General features: G+C 61.8%; 18 protein-coding genes and 1 pseudogene. 11 read left to right on the top strand and 8 right to left on the bottom strand.

Annotation, left to right across the window (positions count from 1 at the left end; translation table 11 throughout):
• The first annotated feature begins 16 nt into the window (after positions 1–16).
• From HDG37_RS01290 to HDG37_RS01265, 6 genes and pseudogenes are all read left to right on the top strand, one after another.
• Complete coding sequence (locus tag HDG37_RS01290; RefSeq protein WP_184043699.1) at positions 17–466, top strand: hypothetical protein; 450 nt, start codon at positions 17–19, stop codon at positions 464–466.
• Positions 463–1,077 carry a hypothetical protein gene (locus HDG37_RS01285; RefSeq protein WP_184043697.1) on the top strand — a complete coding sequence of 205 codons (615 nt, stop codon included), beginning with the start codon at positions 463–465 and terminating at the stop codon, positions 1,075–1,077. The genes HDG37_RS01290 and HDG37_RS01285 overlap by 4 nt, the downstream gene beginning before the upstream one ends.
• Positions 1,074–1,805, top strand: a complete 732-nt coding sequence (locus HDG37_RS01280; RefSeq protein WP_184043695.1) for a hypothetical protein — start codon at positions 1,074–1,076, stop codon at positions 1,803–1,805. Before HDG37_RS01285 ends, HDG37_RS01280 begins: the two co-directional genes overlap by 4 nt.
• Positions 1,806–1,918: 113 nt before the next feature.
• Positions 1,919–2,343 (top strand): annotated as a pseudogene (locus HDG37_RS01275) (glycosyltransferase); the annotation flags it as partial.
• 118 nt (positions 2,344–2,461) lie between these two features.
• Positions 2,462–2,662: a M35 family metallo-endopeptidase gene (locus HDG37_RS01270; RefSeq protein ID WP_260332714.1), complete on the top strand. Its 201-nt coding sequence runs from the start codon at positions 2,462–2,464 to the stop codon at positions 2,660–2,662.
• Positions 2,659–3,153 (top strand): hypothetical protein, encoded by a 495-nt coding sequence (locus HDG37_RS01265; RefSeq protein ID WP_184043693.1) that lies wholly within the window; start codon positions 2,659–2,661, stop codon positions 3,151–3,153. Before HDG37_RS01270 ends, HDG37_RS01265 begins: the two co-directional genes overlap by 4 nt.
• 222 nt (positions 3,154–3,375) lie before the next feature.
• Here HDG37_RS01265 and HDG37_RS01260 read toward each other — a convergent pair whose 3' ends face one another.
• Positions 3,376–4,623 (bottom strand): acyltransferase, encoded by a 1,248-nt coding sequence (locus HDG37_RS01260; RefSeq protein WP_184043691.1) that lies wholly within the window; start codon positions 4,621–4,623, stop codon positions 3,376–3,378.
• A gap of 252 nt (positions 4,624–4,875) precedes the next feature.
• Between HDG37_RS01260 and HDG37_RS01255 the strand changes: the two genes are divergently transcribed.
• Together HDG37_RS01255 and galU are read left to right on the top strand one after the other, a co-directional pair.
• Positions 4,876–5,019, top strand: coding sequence for a hypothetical protein (locus tag HDG37_RS01255; protein ID WP_184043689.1), 144 nt, complete (start codon positions 4,876–4,878; stop codon positions 5,017–5,019).
• Positions 5,020–5,303: 284 nt separating this feature from the next.
• Positions 5,304–6,221 (top strand): UTP--glucose-1-phosphate uridylyltransferase GalU, encoded by a 918-nt coding sequence (galU, locus tag HDG37_RS01250; protein WP_184043687.1) that lies wholly within the window; start codon positions 5,304–5,306, stop codon positions 6,219–6,221.
• Positions 6,222–6,292: 71 nt separating this feature from the next.
• Here the strand turns inward: galU and HDG37_RS01245 are convergent, their stop codons facing one another.
• The 6 genes from HDG37_RS01245 to HDG37_RS01220 form a co-directional block, all read right to left on the bottom strand.
• Positions 6,293–8,467 carry a malate synthase G gene (locus HDG37_RS01245; protein ID WP_184043685.1) on the bottom strand — a complete coding sequence of 725 codons (2,175 nt, stop codon included), beginning with the start codon at positions 8,465–8,467 and terminating at the stop codon, positions 6,293–6,295.
• 80 nt (positions 8,468–8,547) lie between these two features.
• Complete coding sequence (locus HDG37_RS01240; protein WP_184003617.1) at positions 8,548–8,952, bottom strand: heme-binding protein; 405 nt, start codon at positions 8,950–8,952, stop codon at positions 8,548–8,550.
• Positions 8,953–10,103: 1,151 nt separating this feature from the next.
• Positions 10,104–10,535 carry a MarR family winged helix-turn-helix transcriptional regulator gene (locus tag HDG37_RS01235; protein ID WP_184044468.1) on the bottom strand — a complete coding sequence of 144 codons (432 nt, stop codon included), beginning with the start codon at positions 10,533–10,535 and terminating at the stop codon, positions 10,104–10,106.
• A 96-nt stretch (positions 10,536–10,631) separates the two neighbouring features.
• Complete coding sequence (gene petA / locus HDG37_RS01230) at positions 10,632–11,255, bottom strand: ubiquinol-cytochrome c reductase iron-sulfur subunit (RefSeq protein ID WP_184043683.1); 624 nt, start codon at positions 11,253–11,255, stop codon at positions 10,632–10,634.
• 134 nt (positions 11,256–11,389) lie between these two features.
• The gene (locus HDG37_RS01225; RefSeq protein ID WP_090804862.1) at positions 11,390–11,821 is read right to left on the bottom strand and encodes a carboxypeptidase regulatory-like domain-containing protein; all 432 of its coding nucleotides are present in this window, start codon (positions 11,819–11,821) and stop codon (positions 11,390–11,392) included.
• Between the two features lie 64 nt (positions 11,822–11,885).
• Entirely contained in the window at positions 11,886–13,343 is a 1,458-nt protein-coding gene (locus HDG37_RS01220) for a PDZ domain-containing protein (protein ID WP_260332713.1), read from the bottom strand.
• A gap of 237 nt (positions 13,344–13,580) precedes the next feature.
• On the opposite strand from HDG37_RS01220, the gene HDG37_RS01215 reads away from it, so the two are divergent.
• Positions 13,581–14,462 (top strand): MOSC domain-containing protein, encoded by an 882-nt coding sequence (locus HDG37_RS01215; protein WP_184043681.1) that lies wholly within the window; start codon positions 13,581–13,583, stop codon positions 14,460–14,462.
• A 38-nt stretch (positions 14,463–14,500) separates the two neighbouring features.
• On the opposite strand, the gene cobA is transcribed toward HDG37_RS01215, so the two are convergent.
• Positions 14,501–15,301, bottom strand: coding sequence for a uroporphyrinogen-III C-methyltransferase (gene cobA / locus HDG37_RS01210; protein ID WP_184043679.1), 801 nt, complete (start codon positions 15,299–15,301; stop codon positions 14,501–14,503).
• Between the two features lie 593 nt (positions 15,302–15,894).
• Between cobA and nirB the strand changes: the two genes are divergently transcribed.
• Together nirB and nirD are read left to right on the top strand one after the other, a co-directional pair.
• The gene (nirB, locus tag HDG37_RS01205; protein WP_184043677.1) at positions 15,895–18,435 is read left to right on the top strand and encodes a nitrite reductase large subunit NirB; all 2,541 of its coding nucleotides are present in this window, start codon (positions 15,895–15,897) and stop codon (positions 18,433–18,435) included.
• 39 nt (positions 18,436–18,474) lie between these two features.
• Positions 18,475–18,840: a nitrite reductase small subunit NirD gene (nirD, locus tag HDG37_RS01200; protein WP_184043675.1), complete on the top strand. Its 366-nt coding sequence runs from the start codon at positions 18,475–18,477 to the stop codon at positions 18,838–18,840.
• The last annotated feature ends 4 nt before the right edge of the window (positions 18,841–18,844 follow it).

Below are 18,844 nucleotides of genomic sequence, written 5' to 3'. Positions count from 1 at the left end.
GATCAGCAGAGGTCAAATGGAACTGCAGAAACAGGATGAACCCAGCGCCAAGGAAGAGTGCCAGCTCTGCCGTATCACCTATTCAATCTACTCAAACTTCCCGCCAATGCCGTCCGCAATGGCGCTGAACGCCGAAACCGGCGAATGGTTTCCGTTCGATAGGCTGAAGTCGTATTCGAACGGTTACGACATGGCCGAAGCGCTGGGTTACGCATGGGCGTGCGATTGTCGCGAACGTAAGGCAGCGCCAGCGCCGCAGAATGCAGAAGAGGTTCTCGAACATTATTTCGAGCTTGTTGACGCGAAAACCGGGATTCCCGTCGAAGGCATGACCTACAAGCTATTGAGCAACGGACGTATGGTCGTTGAGGACGCGCCGCTTGCAGATGGTAAAACGCGTTCATTTCCGATGAAGAATCATCCGAATCTGATCGTCGTGGCTTGGCGAGCGGGGAATGTCCGATGAGTGATCCGATCAGTAACGATATGCGATTGTTGGCTGCGATCGCTTACGGAGAGGCATCCACAGCGAATGATTCGAACGAAATCGGAGGAATCGCGTTTGCCGTCGCCAACAGGTGCCGGGCATGGGGTGGGAAAACGGTGTCCGAATTGCGCGCAGTGGATCCGAACTATGCTTACGCGTGGAATGGTTCGAACCAGCGCTTCAATAAACTAATGTTCACCCCCAACGAAAAACTCGATGCCGGTCCTGGGATGAAGCTCGCCGTCGAATGGGCTCGAAAAGCATTGCGAAACGAAGGCCCGGACCCGTCTAACGGCGCGTTTTGGTGGGACGGTCTCGACTTCAAGACCGACTACGCGACCCATCCAAAAGTCCAAATCGGATTCAAGTGGGGCGATCCGTCCCACAACATCTTCAGGATGCAAGAGAACAAACGCTTGTTCATCATGCGATGGCGGGTTGTGAATAAGAAGACAGGAAAAATTGTCGACGGGGCTGAACGAGGTCGTTACGACTCGGTTTGGGTTTCCACTGCCGCCCACGGAAGCACGATTTTTTGGATGCTTAACCCCGACTACCTGAAAGCGACAGGAGCGAAAGCATACCGATGAGAATCATAACGATACTGGTGGCGGTTTTGGCCGCCCTATCTAGCAGCGCAGATGCCGCTCAGTCTTACGACGGCTACGAAGCCTTCTACATTGCCCAACCGGGGGCAGTGTTTGGCGTCCCGATCAGGCAGAACGGTGACCCGACCGAGCAAAACGCCGGCGTGGTCTATTCCGAGCCAGGCGAGCCAGGCATTTTTACGAAGCTACAAGGCAAACTGGAACGGAATACGCTAAATATTGAACTCTGGGGAAATCGCCTGGCAGTCAACGGCAAAACCTATCGCTTTGCGGACGCTACGACGTTTCCCGGAGAGCATGTGTCCGAAATCTTTCCGCAATCAGCCAATGTATTCATTGCTGCGCGAACCGATACCCATCCGCTCCTACTCTGCGTGGAAGGGCACGGCAGCGGTTCGGGCGAAGCCGCAAGTCGATACCAGCAGATCTCCCTCCTGGTAAACCCTCTGGCGCGCAACCCGACGTTTCTGCATCTGCCAAGTCTACTTTCTTCATGTCGGGCCGTAGTGGCGACGAAGGACGGCAAGCTTGCCTTTCCGAAGAACAGTTACGTTTTCGACGATGCACAGGCATCCCGCGTTGGCCTGCTAGTGTCGTACTACACGTTTGAGAATCAGCGCTTTGTCCCGGTCCCGGCTTTAAAGCAACTCCGGCTCAGATTTACGCATCCAGAGATACCGTTTCAATTTTCCATTCAGGACAAGAACTAAGTATCGACGTTGCTACGTCATTGCCGCGGAGAGCAGGTCTTCCATGAGTAGAAAGCTGAGTTGCATGGATGGTGCGCTGGCCGCCCTGAATACGGCGGCCATGACCCGACGGCGCGTTGAAAGGACTCATGTCGCTCGTGCGCGCCACCGCCAGACGCGCGCGCAACGTGGAGTTGATCTACACGAATACGCAGCGCGCGATGGTGATCGGCGCGATGGCCGGCAAGCTCGCGCGACGGCCGGTAGTCTGGCATCTGCGCGACATGCCAGCGCCGAGCATTTCCGCGGCAAGCAGCTCGCGATCATCAAGTGGTGCGCGCGGCTCCGCCTCACGCATGTGATCGCCAATTCGGCTGCGTCGGCACAGGCGCTCGCGAAGCTCACAAGTTTCGACAGCGCGCGCATCGACGCCGTATTCAACGGGATTGCCGCGGACCCGTTCGACGCGTTGCGCACGGTGCCGCAAGCCGTGCTGCGCGAGCGCCTGAATTTGCCGCGCGACGCCTTTCTTGTCGACTCGCTTTCAGAAAGCAGCCGACGAATTGATCATCTAAACGGATCGCGGGCAATAGATCGAATTCGAAATAGGCAAACCCGATTCCCAAAAGCGCGTTATCGCTATCTACTCGAAGTTTTGCAAGATCTCACATGGCGAGTTGTTTCACGAGTGCAAGATCAAGACGTTGATTCACGAGTGCACCCATTATACGGATACATTTAATTCGTTCGATGAGGTATATGAAGATACCGAGTCAGGAGCGAAGTATTTTGCGAAAAATCATCCTGACCTCGCAATCAGAAATGCTGACAACATAACCGGCTATATTGCAACATTCGATGGGCGAAATATCAGATGAGTAAGAAGCTGAAAGTGAGGGACAGTGTTGTGATCGTCGCGCTTGCCATTTCGGCTTGTTCTTATGGATCGGCTGGCGCATGTACCGTCGGGGAAGAAGCGGAGATTGAATTGCCATTCAATACAACTGCGCTGACCAACGCAAACAGGCTCGCAATTACGGATGCTGTCATTGACGCGAAAAAATGGCCCGACGTTCAGATTCAGACGGTTATTATGGCTGGCGCATATACTGTAGAGCGTAATCTGGATCAGTTGAAGGAAGACCGAGCTAGAAACGTCAAGGTGTATTTGCAACAGCTTGGTATAAGAAGTGAAAACATTTTGATCGAGAAGCATACTTTCACGGATGAAATGGTGGTGAAGCGTCCTGATGGCACACTTAGTTACCGTCAGGTCTTCGTAGAGTTCAAGCCGATCTGTAACGGTAGCTGTGCGTGGATGTGCGACGATCCAAGGGTGACGCCGCGCAGCAAGGTTATCAACCCGTAAGCACACGAACAGGGCTCCGCCGAAGCGGGGCCCATTCATAGACAGGTCAGGCAGGCAAGCGGCACCATCACGACTTGGCATAGGCGACATCGCCGATGAACTCGATGCCGGTAAGCATGAAGCCGTTAGCGATGGTGTTCAAAACTTGCTCAAGCCGCGATTGATTTTCCGTCTGGCCATGCCGCCATGAATACGGTGAGATGACCCGATGCTCTTGTTCTGCTAGCGCCTTCCAGGCTTAAAACTCGCCGACCACCTCATCGCAGGCAACTCAACCAGCCGATAGAACACATAGGCGGCCGGCACCGCGACCAGCATATAGCCGAACGACGGCCAGATCGACATCTGCAGCGACGAACGAAACAGCCACGCCGACAGCAACACGAAGATCGGCAGGTGGATCAGATACAGCGAGAAGCTGAAGTCGCCGACGCGCGACAGCAGGCGCGCTACTGCATCCGACCCGGCACGAAGCAGCGCGCGTACGCCGCCCGTTTCACGCCGGGGGGCATGACGTCCATCGAGCGCCTTGTACAGATAGCACGCGAAGCCGAGCGCCCATATCTGGAACGCGCCGTACTGGCCGAAGTGAAACGCGACGCAGCCTGCCGCGAGCAATCCCGCCGCGAGCACGTACAGCAATGCGGGCGCACGCGTGCGTACCGCGCTGCGCGCTTTGGCATCGGCGATCCACGCACCGAGCGTCCAGGAGAACCAGTACGACGTGAAGAACTGCAGATCGTGGTGCTCCAACCCGTACGCGGACACAACGTTGATCGCGCCGACGAGCGCGAGCACGGCGTTCATGCCGATGCGTCTGCGTAGCGCGAACAGCAGCGGATAGATCGCATAGAACTGCACTTCGAGCGACAGCGTCCACAGCGCGCCGTTCGAGCCATACGTTTTACCCGCCACACCCTGCAGCGAAAACAGGTTGACCAGAAACGGATGCCAGCCGATGTCGCGAATCTTGTGACTGACGGGCGGCAATTGCAGGCTCAACGAATCGAGCGCGAAGGTCAGTACGAGCGCCGCGAGCAGCACCGGGTAGATGCGCGCGAAGCGCCGCAGCCAGAAGTTGCCTGCATCGAGCCGGTAAGCGGGATTGCTCGCGAGCCGCAGCGCGCCGCCGCGATGAATGCAGTAGCCGCTGATGACGAAGAACATCGGCACACCGGCCGAGCCCCATGCGATCGGAAACGTCAGATACGCGGCGAGACTACTGGGACTCAACGAATGTCCGACGCTCTGATGAAACGCCTGCATGCCGACCCACACGATCTGGCGGCAATGAAAATAGGCGACCAGCAGCGCGGCGAAGCCTCGCATCGCGTCGATCGCGTGCTCCTTGCTGGCGCTATCGACACGCCCGTCGCTGCGCGCATGCGCCGCGGCCGGGTTTTTCTCCGGGCGCGGCAGCGGGGAGAGGGGCAGGGATGAGCCGGCGGCATCCAGTGCTGGGTCGCTCATACGCGGTCCTTATCTGAAGCGGAAAAAAAATTGCGCGGAACAGGCGTTCGAGCGGGCGTCTTGCGCACCCGCGACGCATCCATGCTAGAGCACCGCAATCCTGAAAAATGATTAAAAAATTCCATTTCGCATTGAATCAGACATCGATTTTGTGACGAATTGTAATTGCGCGTCGAAGTATGGGATATCGAATTATTTATCGCTTTTGTCGTGCTAATTTAAAGCAAGGATTTTCTGACCCGAGGTGAAGTCATGAACCTGCATTTACTGGCCGGCGTGGCCGTCCTGCTGATCCTGGTGGCCGCCTCCGCCTACCGCGATGCCTTGCGCAACGAGCCGATCCGTCGTTACCGGATGAACCCAGGCGAGCTGCCACCGGTCGACGAACAGGAATGACGTGCTGCCGAAGCCGGTCATCGGGTCGCCAGGCGACCCGTGGCAGGGGTCGTCCGAAAGGTAAGACTTTCGGATTTGCTCGATCACCAACTGGCAATGGATACGTAATAATTTCCTCAATTTGTCACAATATCCAATTGCGATTAATGCGTGAATTATCCGAATTAAATCGGAGAAAAACGCTTGCGTGAACCTCGCAGTTTTTCTGCTAGTCTTGCGCCGGCGTTGATTGGCCGCCAGGTCCGCGAACACACCAATTTCTAACCGATGTGGGAATGCCTACCATGCTGAAAGTCACCAAAGCCGTGTTTCCCGTAGCGGGCCTCGGGACACGATTCCTGCCGGCTACCAAAGCAAGTCCGAAGGAAATGCTGCCGATCGTCGACAAGCCGCTGATCCAGTACGCGGTCGAAGAAGCGATCGACGCCGGCATCACCGAGATGATCTTCGTGACGGGCCGCAGCAAACGCGCGATCGAAGATCACTTCGATAAATCCTATGAAATCGAGTCCGAACTCGAAGCGCGCAACAAGCAGAAGCTGCTCGATCTCGTGCGCAGCATCAAGCCGGCCAACGTCGACTGCTTTTACGTGCGCCAGGCCGAAGCGCTCGGTCTCGGCCATGCGGTGCTGTGCGCCGAAAAACTGGTGGGCGACAGCCCGTTCGCGGTGATTCTCGCCGACGACCTGCTGCATAGCGCGAAGCCCGTGATGAGTCAGCTCGTCGATACCTTCAACCACTATCACAGCTCGGTGATCGGCGTCGAAACGATCGCGCGCGAGGACAGCCGCTCTTACGGCGTCGTCGACGGCCGCGAGTGGGAAGACAACGTGATCAAGCTGTCGGGCATCGTCGAGAAGCCAGCGCCGGATGAGGCGCCGTCGAATCTCGGCGTGGTGGGCCGCTACGTGCTGATGCCGACGATCTTCAAGCATATCCGCGCGCTGAAGCCGGGCGCGGGCGGCGAGCTGCAACTGACCGACGCGGTGCAGTCGTTGCTGACCGAGGAGCAGGTGCTAGCGTATCGCTACTTCGGCACGCGCTTCGATTGCGGCAGCAAGCTCGGCTATCTGAAGGCGACCGTCGAATTCGCACTGCGCCATCCCGAGGTGAAGGCTGAATTCGAGGCGTATCTGCAAGCCTTTATGAAGAACGAAGCGTCAGGTGGCGAGGCGGCGCAATTGGCGGCAGAAGCCGCGTGAAGTGACACGACCTGGAGGGAAAAACGGGCGCCGCATTGCACGGCGCCCGTCGTCGTTTCGGCCGGACGGCCTCAACCCCGCTTCTTCACCTCGAGCCGGAACTTGTGCAGCAACGGCTCGGTATATCCGCTCGGCTGCTGGCGCCCCTCGAAGACGAGCGCCTGCGCGGCCTTGAACGCGATCGTGTCGAAGCCGGGCGCCATCGGCTGGTAGAGCGGATCACCGGCGTTTTGCGCGTCCACCACCTTGGCCATGCGCTTGAACGTCTCCTCGACGAGCTCGCGCTTGATCACACCGTGATACAGCCAGTTGGCGATGTGCTGGCTCGAAATACGCAGCGTCGCGCGGTCTTCCATCAGGCCGACGTTGTGAATGTCCGGCACTTTCGAGCAGCCGACGCCCTGGTCGACCCAGCGCACCACATAGCCGAGAATGCCCTGCGCGTTGTTGTCGACCTCGGCGCGGATTTCGTCGTCGCTCCATTGCGCCTTTTCGACGACCGGAATCGTCAGCAGGCCGTCGAGCAGTTCGTCGCGCACCGTCGCATAGTCGGTGCGTTCGAGTTCCTGCTGGACCGCCTGCACGTCGACCTGGTGATAGTGCAGCGCGTGCAGCGTCGCCGCGGTCGGCGAGGGCACCCATGCGGTGTTCGCGCCGGCCTTCGGATGGCCGATCTTCTGCTCGAGCATCGCGTGCATGAGGTCGGGCATCGCCCACATGCCCTTGCCGATCTGCGAGCGGCCGCGCAAGCCCGCGCTCAAACCGACCAGCACGTTGCTGCGCTCGTACGACGTGATCCACTTGCTCGACTTCATGTCGCCCTTGCGCATCATCGGGCCCGCTTCCATCGCCGAGTGCATCTCGTCGCCGGTCCGATCGAGGAAGCCCGTGTTGATGAACGCGACGCGCGCCGACGCTTCGGCGATACAGGCGAGCAGATTCACGCTGGTGCGGCGCTCCTCGTCCATGATGCCCATCTTGATCGTGTTGCGCGGCAGCTTCAGCAGGTCTTCGACGCGCGCGAACAGTTCGCTCGCGAACGCGACTTCGGCCGGTCCGTGCATCTTCGGCTTCACGATATAAATCGAGCCGGTGCGCGAGTTCAGCTTGTTCTGGCGGTCGCGCAGCGCGCACAGCGTCGTGATCACCGCGTCGAGAATGCCTTCCGGAATCTCGTGGCCGTCTTTCGTCAATACGGCCGGGTTCGTCATCAGATGGCCGACGTTGCGGATGAACAGCAGCGAGCGGCCATGCAGCTTGACCTGCGACTTGCCGTCGGCGCCGACGTATTCGCGATCGGCATTGAGCCGGCGCGTGAAGGTCTTGCCGTTCTTCGTGACCTGTTCGGTCAGGTCGCCGTTCATGAGGCCGAGCCAGTTGCGATAGAGCTGCACCTTGTCATCGGCGTCGACGGCCGCGACCGAGTCTTCGCAATCGATGATCGTCGTGACGGCCGCTTCGACGACGATGTCCTTCACATGGGCGGCATCGGTCTTGCCGATCGAATCGTTCGCATCGATCTGGATCTCGACGTGCAGGCCGTTGTGCTTGAGCAGCACCGCCGACGGCGTGCTCGCGTCGCCCTGATAGCCGACCAACTGCGCTGGTGTCTTCAGCGCCGTGGCGCCGCTCTTCAGCGCGACGACCAGTTGGCCGTTCTCGACGCTATAGCGCGTTGCGTCCGCGTGCGAGCCGTTCGCGAGCGGCGCGGCCTGATCGAGGAACTTGCGCGCGTACGCGATCACGGCTGCGCCGCGCACCGGGTTGAAGCCCTTCTGCTTTTCCGCGCCGTCCGTTTCGGGGATCGCGTCGGTGCCGTACAGCGCGTCGTACAGGCTGCCCCAGCGAGCGTTTGCGGCGTTCAGCGCGTAGCGCTGGTTCGACAGCGGCACGACGAGCTGCGGGCCGGCCTGTCCGGAGATTTCGCTGTCCACGTGGTCGGTCGTGGCCTGGACGCTGGTGGGCACGGGCACGATGTAGCCGATGCCATCGAGAAACGCACGATACGCGCGCAGATCCCGCACCGGGCCGGGATTGGCGCGATGCCAGTTGTCGAGTTCGCTTTGCAGGCGGTCGCGCTCGGCGAGCAACGCCCGATTTTTGGGCGCCAGCTCGTGCACGAGGGCGTCGAATCCCGACCAGAAGGCGGCGCTGTCGATTCCGGTGCCGGGCAGGGCTTCGGATTCAACGAACTGGTCGAGGTTGGCGGCGACCTGCAGTCCGCCGCGCGGGTTCATCTGAGTCATCGACTGCTCCATCTGTTATGGGACCGACGAGGGGGCATCGGTCCGCGTTGTGTCTCAGGATTGCTTTGGCGCTCGGCGCGTTACACGCCGAGCGCCTGAATGCCGGCTTTCGCGATCTGCGCATCCTGCTCCGACTTGACGCCCGACACGCCGACCGCGCCGACCACGTGGCCGTCAACGATCACCGGCACCCCGCCTTCGAGCGTGCCCTGCAGCGGTGCGCTGAGGAACGCGGTGCGGCCGTTGTTGATCATGTCTTCATAGACCTTGGTTTCGCGCCGGCCGAGCGCCGCGGTGCGCGCTTTTTCGGTCGCGATATACGAGGTGGAGGGTGCCGCGCCGTCGAGACGCAGCACCGCGAGCGGATGGCCGCCGTCGTCCGCGACGACGATCGCGACAGGCCATTTGTTCTTTTCGGCTTCCGCTCGGGCGGCATCGACAATGCGGGTCGTCTCGGCGACGGTCAACACGGGTTTGCTCAGCATAATGAATTTCCTGTCTCGGTGATGGGGAAGGTGGCTTCTACAGCTTCTTTCGGTAACCGGCGATGCGGCGCTTCAGAAGATCCTCGGCGCTCCGTTGCAAGCTTCTTGCGGCTCTCCGGCGCGCGCCTGATCCGACGATTTTACTTCCGCGCGAGGCAGCGCGAAACGGCGGCCTCCCCAGGCGGCTCTGCCCGTGCGCTCGACAGTGTCGCCGCAACGCCACGCATGGGGCGGTCCACAAGCGCGGCCTGGTTCAGAAATAACGAGGTATACCAGCAGATGAGCTGGTTTTCGAAGCCTTCATTGCGGCCAGACAATGGTCGTGCCGCGAGCCGTAGCGGGGGCTACGGCTTCGGTTCATCGTCGGATGACAGCGGCCAAGCGAACGAGGCCCGGTTCACGCTTTCACGAGTGATCCAGACCCGCGCATGGGCGACGCGAACACCGGTTAGCCGCCCACGAACCGGTCGAAACCGGTGGAAGGCCGCCGAAACTGGCTGATACGCCCGAAGAAACGTTCGATCTGAGTTCGACCTCTATCAGGTCGGTTTCCCGCACTCGCCGACAATGAGGCCAACCGGGGCAGCAGCATTGACTATGATCGCGCTGTCAGTCCGGACCACACGATGACGGCTCGGCGGTGCGACCCAGTCAGCGATCGGGGGGCGTTGATGAATGGCGATCGCGGAGAAATCCTTGCACCCAGTTTTCGGGGCGACGTCCGAGATCGGGTGCGCGATGGCAAGGTGGGCGAAGCCCAAACATATTCCAGCGCATAGTGCAGGCAGCGTACGCATGGTGTGTCCTCCTTGTGCGAGAGAACCAGTAGAGTGCCAGTCAACTATCTGTCAGCTTCGATCAGTGGGGCTCTGCAGCGATCAACCTTGCTCCGCGTCGGCAGTGGCGGATCGAACGTTGGCTCGTTGAAGGCACGACAGGCCTGGTACGCTTTCAATCTATGCAGTGGCGATTAAAGCAGGCTTAAAGGCTTTCCCCGTGTCGGCACGGTGATGATCGCCCGTTCTCTCCACCGTGCGGGGACGCCTTGTGGCAGGTGCCTGCTATCCATACGCCGAAGGCCCGGCAAACGAAGAATCTCGCGGATGTGAGCGCCGATGGCCGATCCGCATTGCAGGGCCGCGGCGTCAATATCAATTGGACGATCCAGCAGTCCCGCCAACCAGTGGCGTCTGTTGAACCTGAAACTGCCGCAGCGCCCAACCGAATGACTCGATTTCCCGCTTATGCAGCATCGCGAGTTTCAACAGGCACCGCTCGCCTTTTTCCGTCAGGTGGACCTGCACGAGTCGCCGGTCGGAAGCGTCGGGGCGACGCTCGACGAGCCCGGCGGCTTCGCAGCGGGACACGAGCGCCGCGGTGCCGTTGGGCGCTGCCTGCAACCGTTCAGCCAGTTCGCCGATACTGGCCCAGGAGCGGTCGGGAAATCCCCTGACGTGAAGGAGCATCTGATATTGCAGAGGCGTGACTCCTTCCGCGTGAGTAATTTCTTCCGAATACCGCAGGAACCTGCGTAACTGGTAACGGAATGCCGACATGGCTTCGAGATCCCGCTTGTTGGGCATGCCGACCCGGATGTGCGGTGATGTTTGCTTCACTTTGCTACCTGGTATTGCGTGACCGTAGCAGGAACTTCCCGCGTCCTCGACCGTATGCCGCGGCTATGCCTCCTCGCCTTTTTCATCCTGTCCGATAACGACGCTCGTCGACGACGCAAACATGTAACGCGGCACATCCAGATTCTGGGGCGCGGGTTTGTCTTTGAACACTCGACCGGCCAGGTCGTAAGTCGAGCCGTGACAAGGGCACAGAAAGCCCCCGGGCCAATCGTCGGGCAGACTGGGTTGCGGCCCGGGCTGGAAGCGGGGCAGCGGGGTGCAGCCGAGATGGGTGCACACGCCGATCACAACGAGTATGTTGCGATGCTCCGGGCGCGACCGGTACTCGTTGTTGCAGTAGGCCGGCAGCGGTATCGAGAACGGATGCACGGTATGCGGGTCGGCGACCATCGGGTTGGCCTTGAGCACGGCCGCCAGCATCTCGTTGGTTCTGTTGACGATGAAAATCGGCTTGCCGCGCCACGCCACGGTCATCATGCTGCCAGGCTCGAGTCTGCTGATGTCGGCGCTGACTGGCGCCCCGGCTGCCCTCGCACTCGCCGGCGGCGCAAACGAGTCGACAAAAGGAACGACGACCGCCACGCCTCCTATGGCGCCGACGGCCGATGTGGCGATGAGCCATCTGCGGCGGGTTTCGTCGAGAGGCTCGCTGGAACCGTTTTTCATGGCAAGCTCCGAGTCGGTTCGGTTGCCCATCGCGACTTTTCACGAGTACCGGTTACGAATGCACCGCCGCGGTCGTCACGCGCCGGAAAGCCGGCGAATCGGATCGCGTGCGGCCAGAAAGGCGAAACGCCGGTCTACATCGACCACAGGAACACTTCATGCACATGCGACGACGGAGCGATATTCACGTCCCTGCGCTCCGTCTTGCCGTTATATGTGGCGCTTACGCTATACCGGCCGTGAGGCAGCGACGCCAACAGGAAAGGACCCTTTGCGGTGGTCTGCAATATCGTATTGCCGTGCATGTCGGATAGCGTCACCGGGATATTCGCAAGGTACTCGTTGCCGCTAGCCGCCTTGCCCGCAAACTCGAGCGTGAGTGGATACCTTGGCATGACCTCCTTGATAGCGGTGGATTGGCCAAGGCCGATCCCGCCGCTCAGGAACGTAACCTCACCCTCGTGCTGTACCGCGGGTAAAGGCTGAGTTGCCGCGAACGCGTATTGGACGCTTGCACTCAGTGCGAGTGCCGTCAAGCCAACTTTGACGATTGCGTGCTGGTTCATTTCGAGCTCCTCGTAAAGTGTGGCGATGAGGTACGCGCCGCCACTGCGCTGCCAAGGTCTGTCCCTAGCCCATGTCGATGGTGACGAACATGCGCTGTCCGTCGCGTTGGACCAATAGCGCGACCGCGTTACCGCTGTTCGCCGCTTTCCGCCGGAACTGGGCGGGACTTGATACATGAGTACTGTCGATCATCAGGATGATGTCTCCCGGTTCGATGCCGGCGAGCGCGCCGGCCCCCGTGCTTTTTTCGACCAGGACACCACCTTCGACACCTGCGTCGTGTCGCTCCTGTGCGGTCAAACCACGCACGGTCAGCCCATCGGGAACTGCGACCTGCGCAATGGCCGGGGTCTCGGCAGGAGTGGCATTCAGACTGCCAAGCGCGACTGTCATATCGTGCGTGGCGTTATCGCGCCAGTACACGAGATGGACGGATGTGCCCGGTTTGAGATCGGCTACTGTGACGGGCAACTGGGTCGAATCTGGAATATCAACGCCATTGATCTTCATGATGACGTCGCCTGGTCTGAGACCGGACCTGGCAGCCGGTCCTCGCGGGTCGACCGAGCTGACGAGCGCCCCTTGCGGCCGGTTCAGACCGAAAGATTGCGCAAGCGGCCAGCTGACATCCTGAATCGTGATGCCGAGGCGTCCGTGTTCCGCCTCGTGGTGAAGTTGCAACTGTCGGGCAACTTTCATCGCTTCATCGATCGGCAGCACGAACGCGGCTCCTTCAACGTCGCCGATCTCTTTCGTGATGGGCATTTCGATCCCAATGACGTTGCCGTTCAGACTGAACACCGGGCTGCCTGCATCGCCCGCATTTTCGGTCATGTCAGTCTGGATAAGCGGTACATACGACTCGCCTGGCAAAGGCCGCGACATGTTGCTGATGATGCCTGCCGTCACCGTGTCGTTCAGTCCATAAGGGGAGCCGATCGAGACGACCCACTGACCGGCCTTGTTCGCGGACGGTGAGCCAATTTTGACTGTCGGCAGTTTGGTGGCGGGAATCTTGAGCAGCGCGATACCGCTCGCTGGGTCGTCGCCGACCACCGTGGCCTTGAACCTGCGACCGTCCTTTAGCGTCACGCTGATTAGGGTTGCTTTGGTTATCAGGCTGGAGTCGGTGAGAATGTATCCATCGGCGGCGATGATGAATCCTGAGCCGCTGCGTTGCGAAGCCAGACCTGCCGCGCCAGGAGGGGCGTAGGCGAACTGCTGGAACTGCCGGGTAAAAGGATCGTCTTCGCTGCCGGCCGGCGGCCAGAGGGGAGTGAAGGTGGCGACGGGTTGAGCCGCTGTCACGCTGATATTGACGACTGCTTTGCCTTCTTCGCTGACGAGGCGCGAGAAGTCCGTCACTATCGCGGGCGCCGTGTCGTGGCCTGGAAGCCTGGCAGCCGGCACATTCGCGCCGGAGCTTGCGTTGTTCGGAGGGGATTGCGCCATGCAGCCCGCGGACACCGCCACGGTCAGACATTCCACGATCAGGAAGTACTTGAGGTTGTCGCGTCGCATCACATGCCCCCCGACACGAGCAGTTGAGTCGGTTGAGTCGGAGTAACGCGTCTGTCCGATGCGTTCTCCATGCTGCTGTGATTCGACTTTAGGTCGCCACTTTTAAAACAAGCTTAAAAAAAGCCCGATGAGAGGGTCCGGCTCGCACGTCCCCGTCAACGCTAATTTCGGTACTATACGAATCTACTTTCAGTCCCCGATTTTCGCCGGAACTGCGCTCCCGGCGCGCGTGCAACCATGCCTACCATCAACGAACTGTTCGTCTATCCGATCAAATCCTGCGCGGGCATCGCGCTCGCCGAGGCGCGGCTGTTGGCGACGGGCCTCGAATACGACCGCAACTGGATGATCGTCGATCCCGAAGGCGCGATGTTCACGCAGCGCGCGTATCCGCGCATGGCGCTGATCAAGGTCGAACTCGGCGCAGAGGATCTGATCGTCAGCGCGCCGGACATGCGTGAGCTGCGCACGCCGCTCGATGCCGCGCGGCTCGCCGCGGCACCCAGGGTCGCTACCGCGGTGTGGCGCGACGCGGCCTACGGGCTCGATACCGGTGAAGAAACGGCGGCCTGGTTCACGGAGTTCCTCGGTCTGCCCGCGCGCTTGCTGCGCTTCGATCCCGAGCGGGAACGCGTCGTCGATCCGGACTATACGGACAGCACGGGGGGCGCCACGACCTTTTTTGCCGATGGCTTTCCGCTGCTAGTGGTCGGCCAGGCCTCGCTCGACGATCTGAACGCGCGCCTGAACGGCAAAGGCGCACCGTCGATCAGAATCGATCGCTTCAGGCCCAATATCGTGCTCAGCGGCCTCGATGCCTATGAAGAGGACTATGTCGAGACACTCGCCGTCGGCGCGAATGCGGACTCAAGCGCGCGCGTCGAGTTGCGGCTCGTCAAGCTGTGCTCGCGCTGTCCGGTGCCGACCATCGATCAGGCGCGCGGCGCGCCCGATCCCGACTGGCCGAACGAGCCGACCGACACGATGCTCGGTTACCGAGTCAGCGAGCGCTTCGACGGCGCGGTCACGTTCGGCAACAACGCGCTGGTCGCGAGCGGGGCGGGGGCCTGGCTGCGCGTCGGGCAGCAGGTCGACGCGGAGCTCGGGTTCGGCGATTGATGGGATGAAAGGCGGGCGAGGCCCGCTTCGAGCGCCGATCAGGCTGCCCGCGCCATGGCCGACGCGGGTAGTGTTTGCCCAACTCGATTGCCGCGAGCTTCGCGTTCGCAGCAAGGCGCTTCGGCGCTCTCGCCAACCGCATTGCCCACCAGAATCACCGCCGGACTGCCGAAACCGGCGCCGAGCGCATCGGCGGCGAGCCGATCGAGCCGCGTCAACAGGCGCCGCTCGCCGCTGCCGCCGGCCCACTGCACGACCGCGGCCGGCGTTTCGGCCGGCAGGTGCGCGAGCAACGCAGCGGCGATGCCGTCGATGCGCCGCATGCCCATATAGATCGCGAGCGTCGTGCGCGTCGCGGCAAGGGCGCCCCAGTCCGGCTCGCCGTGATCTTCGGTGTGCGCGGTGACGAAGCTCACGCCGTGGCAATGCCGCCGATGCGTGAGCGACATGCCGAGGCCCGCGGCGGCCGCGAAGCCCGACGAGATGCCGTTGACGATCTCGACCGCGAGGCCCGCATCGCGCAGCACCGCGAGTTCCTCGCCCGCGCGACCGAACAGCAACGCTTCGCCGCCTTTGACGCGCACCACGTGCAGACCCTTCAGCGCATAACGCCGCATCAGCCGCTCGATGAACGCCTGCGGCGTCGAGCGGCAGCCGCCGCGTTTGCCGACGCGAATCACGCGCGCCTGCGGCGCGAGCGTCACGATGTCGGGATTCGCGAGGTCGTCGAGCAGCACGACGTCGGCGGCCGCGAGCGCCTTGACGGCCTTCAGGGTCAGCAAGTCGAGGTCGCCCGGGCCCGCGCTCAGCAGCGTGACCTTGCCGGTGTTGGTGTTCATGTTGGTGTCCTTATGCCGTTGGTTTCCGTTGGCCCGAAACGAAAACGGCGCCCGCCCGTGAAGATCACGAGGGGACGCCGTTGTCCGTTGCATTGCCTGTCGACGGTTGAGTCTGCGCGTCGCGACGACGTTGTCGCGATGAGGTTGCGCAAGAGCAATGCAAGGACCACGCCATCGATCCGATCAAGGCGCGCAAGCCGTTGCCACACATTGCGATTCACGCGGAAAACATGACGGCGATCGCACGCCCGTGCGCCTTCGTTTCGCACGTCGACAGTGCTGCGTCGCACCATCCCTGTGCCTCGCCGCCTCAAAACGCGTCGCGCGCGGGGGCCGGTCCGAAGCCGCGCGACTTGCCGCAAATCCCCGCCACACCGCGCTTTCGGGCGCATTTATCGAAATTGGCACAGCCCTTGCGATAAGCGTTGCCATCGGACCAACGTGGGTTCGTCGCGCTTGCAGCACAACTGCACGCGCCCGTAGCACCCAACAGGACAACGGCGTCCCCCGAATTCGGCCCCTCGGCTGGATTCGCGGGACGCCGTTTTTATTTCCGCAATCGCTTTCGCCAGACACCAGAGGACGGCGCGCTCATGAAAATCATCGTTATCGGTCACGGGATGGTCGGCCACAAACTGGTCGAATGCCTGGCGCAACGGGCCGCGCACGATCTCGACATCACGGTGCTGGGCGAAGAACCGCGACCGGCCTACGATCGCGTGCATCTGTCCGAGTTCTTCTCGGGCAAGACCGCCGATGACCTGTCGCTCGTCGAGCCGGGCTTCTTCGAGCGCCACGGCGTGCAACTGAAGCTGAACGCGCGGGCGGTCGCGGTCGATCGCGACGCGCGCACGGTGACGGTCGCGACCGGCGAAACGCTGCCGTACGACCGCCTCGTGTTCGCGACCGGCTCCTATCCGTTCGTGCCGCCGGTGCCGGGCCGCGAGCGCGGCGACTGCTTCGTCTATCGAACGATCGACGATCTCGAAGCGATGCGCGAATGCGGCGCCCGCTCGAAGACGGGCACGGTCGTGGGCGGTGGCCTGCTCGGTCTCGAATGCGCGAAGGCGCTGCGCGACATGGGTCTGCAAACGCACGTGGTCGAATTCGCGCCGCGCCTGATGGCGGTGCAGGTCGACGACGGCGGCGGCCGCGTATTGCGCGGCCGGATCGAAGAGCTTGGCGTCACGGTGCACACGCAGAAGAACACGACGGCGATCGTCGACGGCGAAGCGGGCACGCACCGCATGCAGTTCGCCGACGGCAGCCATCTCGACACCGACATGATCGTGTTCTCCGCCGGCATCCGTCCGCGCGACGATCTCGCGCGCGCATGCGGCCTCGAACTCGGCGCGCGCGGCGGGATCGCCATCGACGACGCGTGCCGCACCAGCGATCCGCACATCTATGCGATCGGCGAATGCGCGCTGTGGCACGGCCAGCTGTTCGGGCTCGTCGCGCCCGGCTACGAGATGGCGCGCGTGGTCGCGAAGCAGTTGCTCGGCGACCCGGCCGAATTCGCGGGCGCCGACATGAGCACGAAGCTCAAGCTGATGGGCGTCGACGTCGCCAGCATCGGCGACGCGCACGGCAATACGCCGGGCAGCCGCACCTACCAGTTCAGCGACGAACGCAAGCAGATCTACAAGAAGCTCGTCGTGTCCGATTGCGGCAAGCATCTGCTCGGCGGCGTGATGGTCGGCGACGCGAGCGAATACGGCACGCTGCTGCAGATGATGCTGAACCGCATCGAGCTGCCTGCGTCCCCCGAATTCCTGATCCTGCCGCAAGCGGACGGCAGCGCGAAGCCGGCGCTCGGCGTCGAGGCGTTGCCCGCGGCCGCGCAGATCTGCTCGTGCAACAACGTGTCGAAGGGCGAGCTGTGCGCAGCCGTGTGCGCGGGCGCGACCGACATCGGCGCGTTGAAGAGCGCGACCGGCGCGGGCACCTCGTGCGGCGGCTGCGTGCCGCTCGTCACGCAGGTGATGAAGGCCGAGATGAAGAAGCAGGGCCTCGCGGTGAACAACCACGTCTGCGAGCACTTCCCGTATTCGCGCCAGGAGCTGTATCACCTCGTGCGCGTCGAGGGAGTGCGCAGTTTCGGCGCGCTGCTCGCCAAGCATGGCCGCGGGCTCGGTTGCGACATCTGCAAGCCGGCGGTCGCGAGCATTCTCGCGTCGTGCTGGAACGAATTCGTGCTGAAGAAGGAGCACGCGTCGCTGCAGGACACCAACGACTACTACCTCGCGAACATCCAGCGCGACGGCACCTATTCGGTCGTGCCGCGCATGCCGGGCGGCGAAGTGACGCCCGACGGCCTGATCGCGGTCGCGCAGGTCGCGAAGAAATATGGCCTCTATACGAAGATCACCGGCGGCCAGCGTGTCGATCTGTTCGGCGCGCGCGTCGAGCAATTGCCGTTGATCTGGGAAGAGCTGATCGCGGCCGGCTTCGAATCGGGCCACGCGTACGGCAAATCGCTGCGTACGGTGAAGTCGTGCGTCGGCTCGACGTGGTGCCGCTATGGCGTCGGCGATTCGGTCGGTCTCGCGGTCGAACTCGAGAATCGCTACAAGGGCCTGCGCACGCCGCACAAGATCAAGTTCGGGGTGTCGGGATGCACCCGCGAATGCGCGGAAGCGCAGGGCAAGGACGTCGGCGTGATCGCGACCGAGAAGGGCTGGAATCTGTACGTGTGCGGCAACGGCGGCATGAAGCCGCGTCACGCGGAACTGCTCGCCGCGGACCTCGATAAGGCGACGCTCGTGCGCTATATCGACCGCTTCCTGATGTTCTACGTGCGCACCGCCGACCGACTGCAACGCACCAGCGTGTGGCGCGACAACCTCGAAGGCGGGCTCGACTATCTGATCGACGTGATCGTCAACGATCGCCTTGGCGTCGCCAACGAGCTCGAAGTGGAGATTCAGCATGTGGTCGACACGTACGAGTGCGAATGGAAAAAGGCCGTCACCGATCCCGAAACGCGCAAGCGCTTCCGCCATTTCGTCAACAGCGGCGAGTCCGATAGCAACGTCGCGTTCGTCGAGGAGCGTGGACAGATCCGGCCGGCAACGCCCGCCGAGCGGCAGGTGCAGCGCATCGAGATTCCCGTTGTCGTCGAGACGGTTTGACCTCATCCGATTCCCGCTTAACTCAAAAGGAGCCCAGTCATGAAGAACGAACGCTTGCCCCGCGCCTGGACCGCGATCTGCGCACTCGACGACATCGTGCCGAACACCGGCGTTTGCGCGCTGGTCAATGGCGAACAGGTGGCCGTGTTTCACGTCGATGGCGGCGAAGTCGAGTCGCCGGCCGAGACCACGGTCTACGCGATCGAAAACTTCGATCCGGGTTCGCACGCGGCGGTGCTGTCGCGGGGACTCGTCGGCAGCCTCGGCGAGCGCATCGTCGTCGCGTCGCCGATCTATAAGCATCACTTCGATCTGCGCACCGGCGAATGCCTCGAAACGCCGTCGTATTCGGTCAGCGCATTTGCCACGCGCGTCGAAAACGGCCAGGTGTGGGTCGCGGTTTGAGGTA

Source organism: Paraburkholderia sp. MM5384-R2 (assembly GCF_014201025.1).
Classification (GTDB): domain Bacteria; phylum Pseudomonadota; class Gammaproteobacteria; order Burkholderiales; family Burkholderiaceae; genus Paraburkholderia; species Paraburkholderia tuberum.
This window is presented reverse-complemented; position numbering and strand designations above follow the sequence as displayed.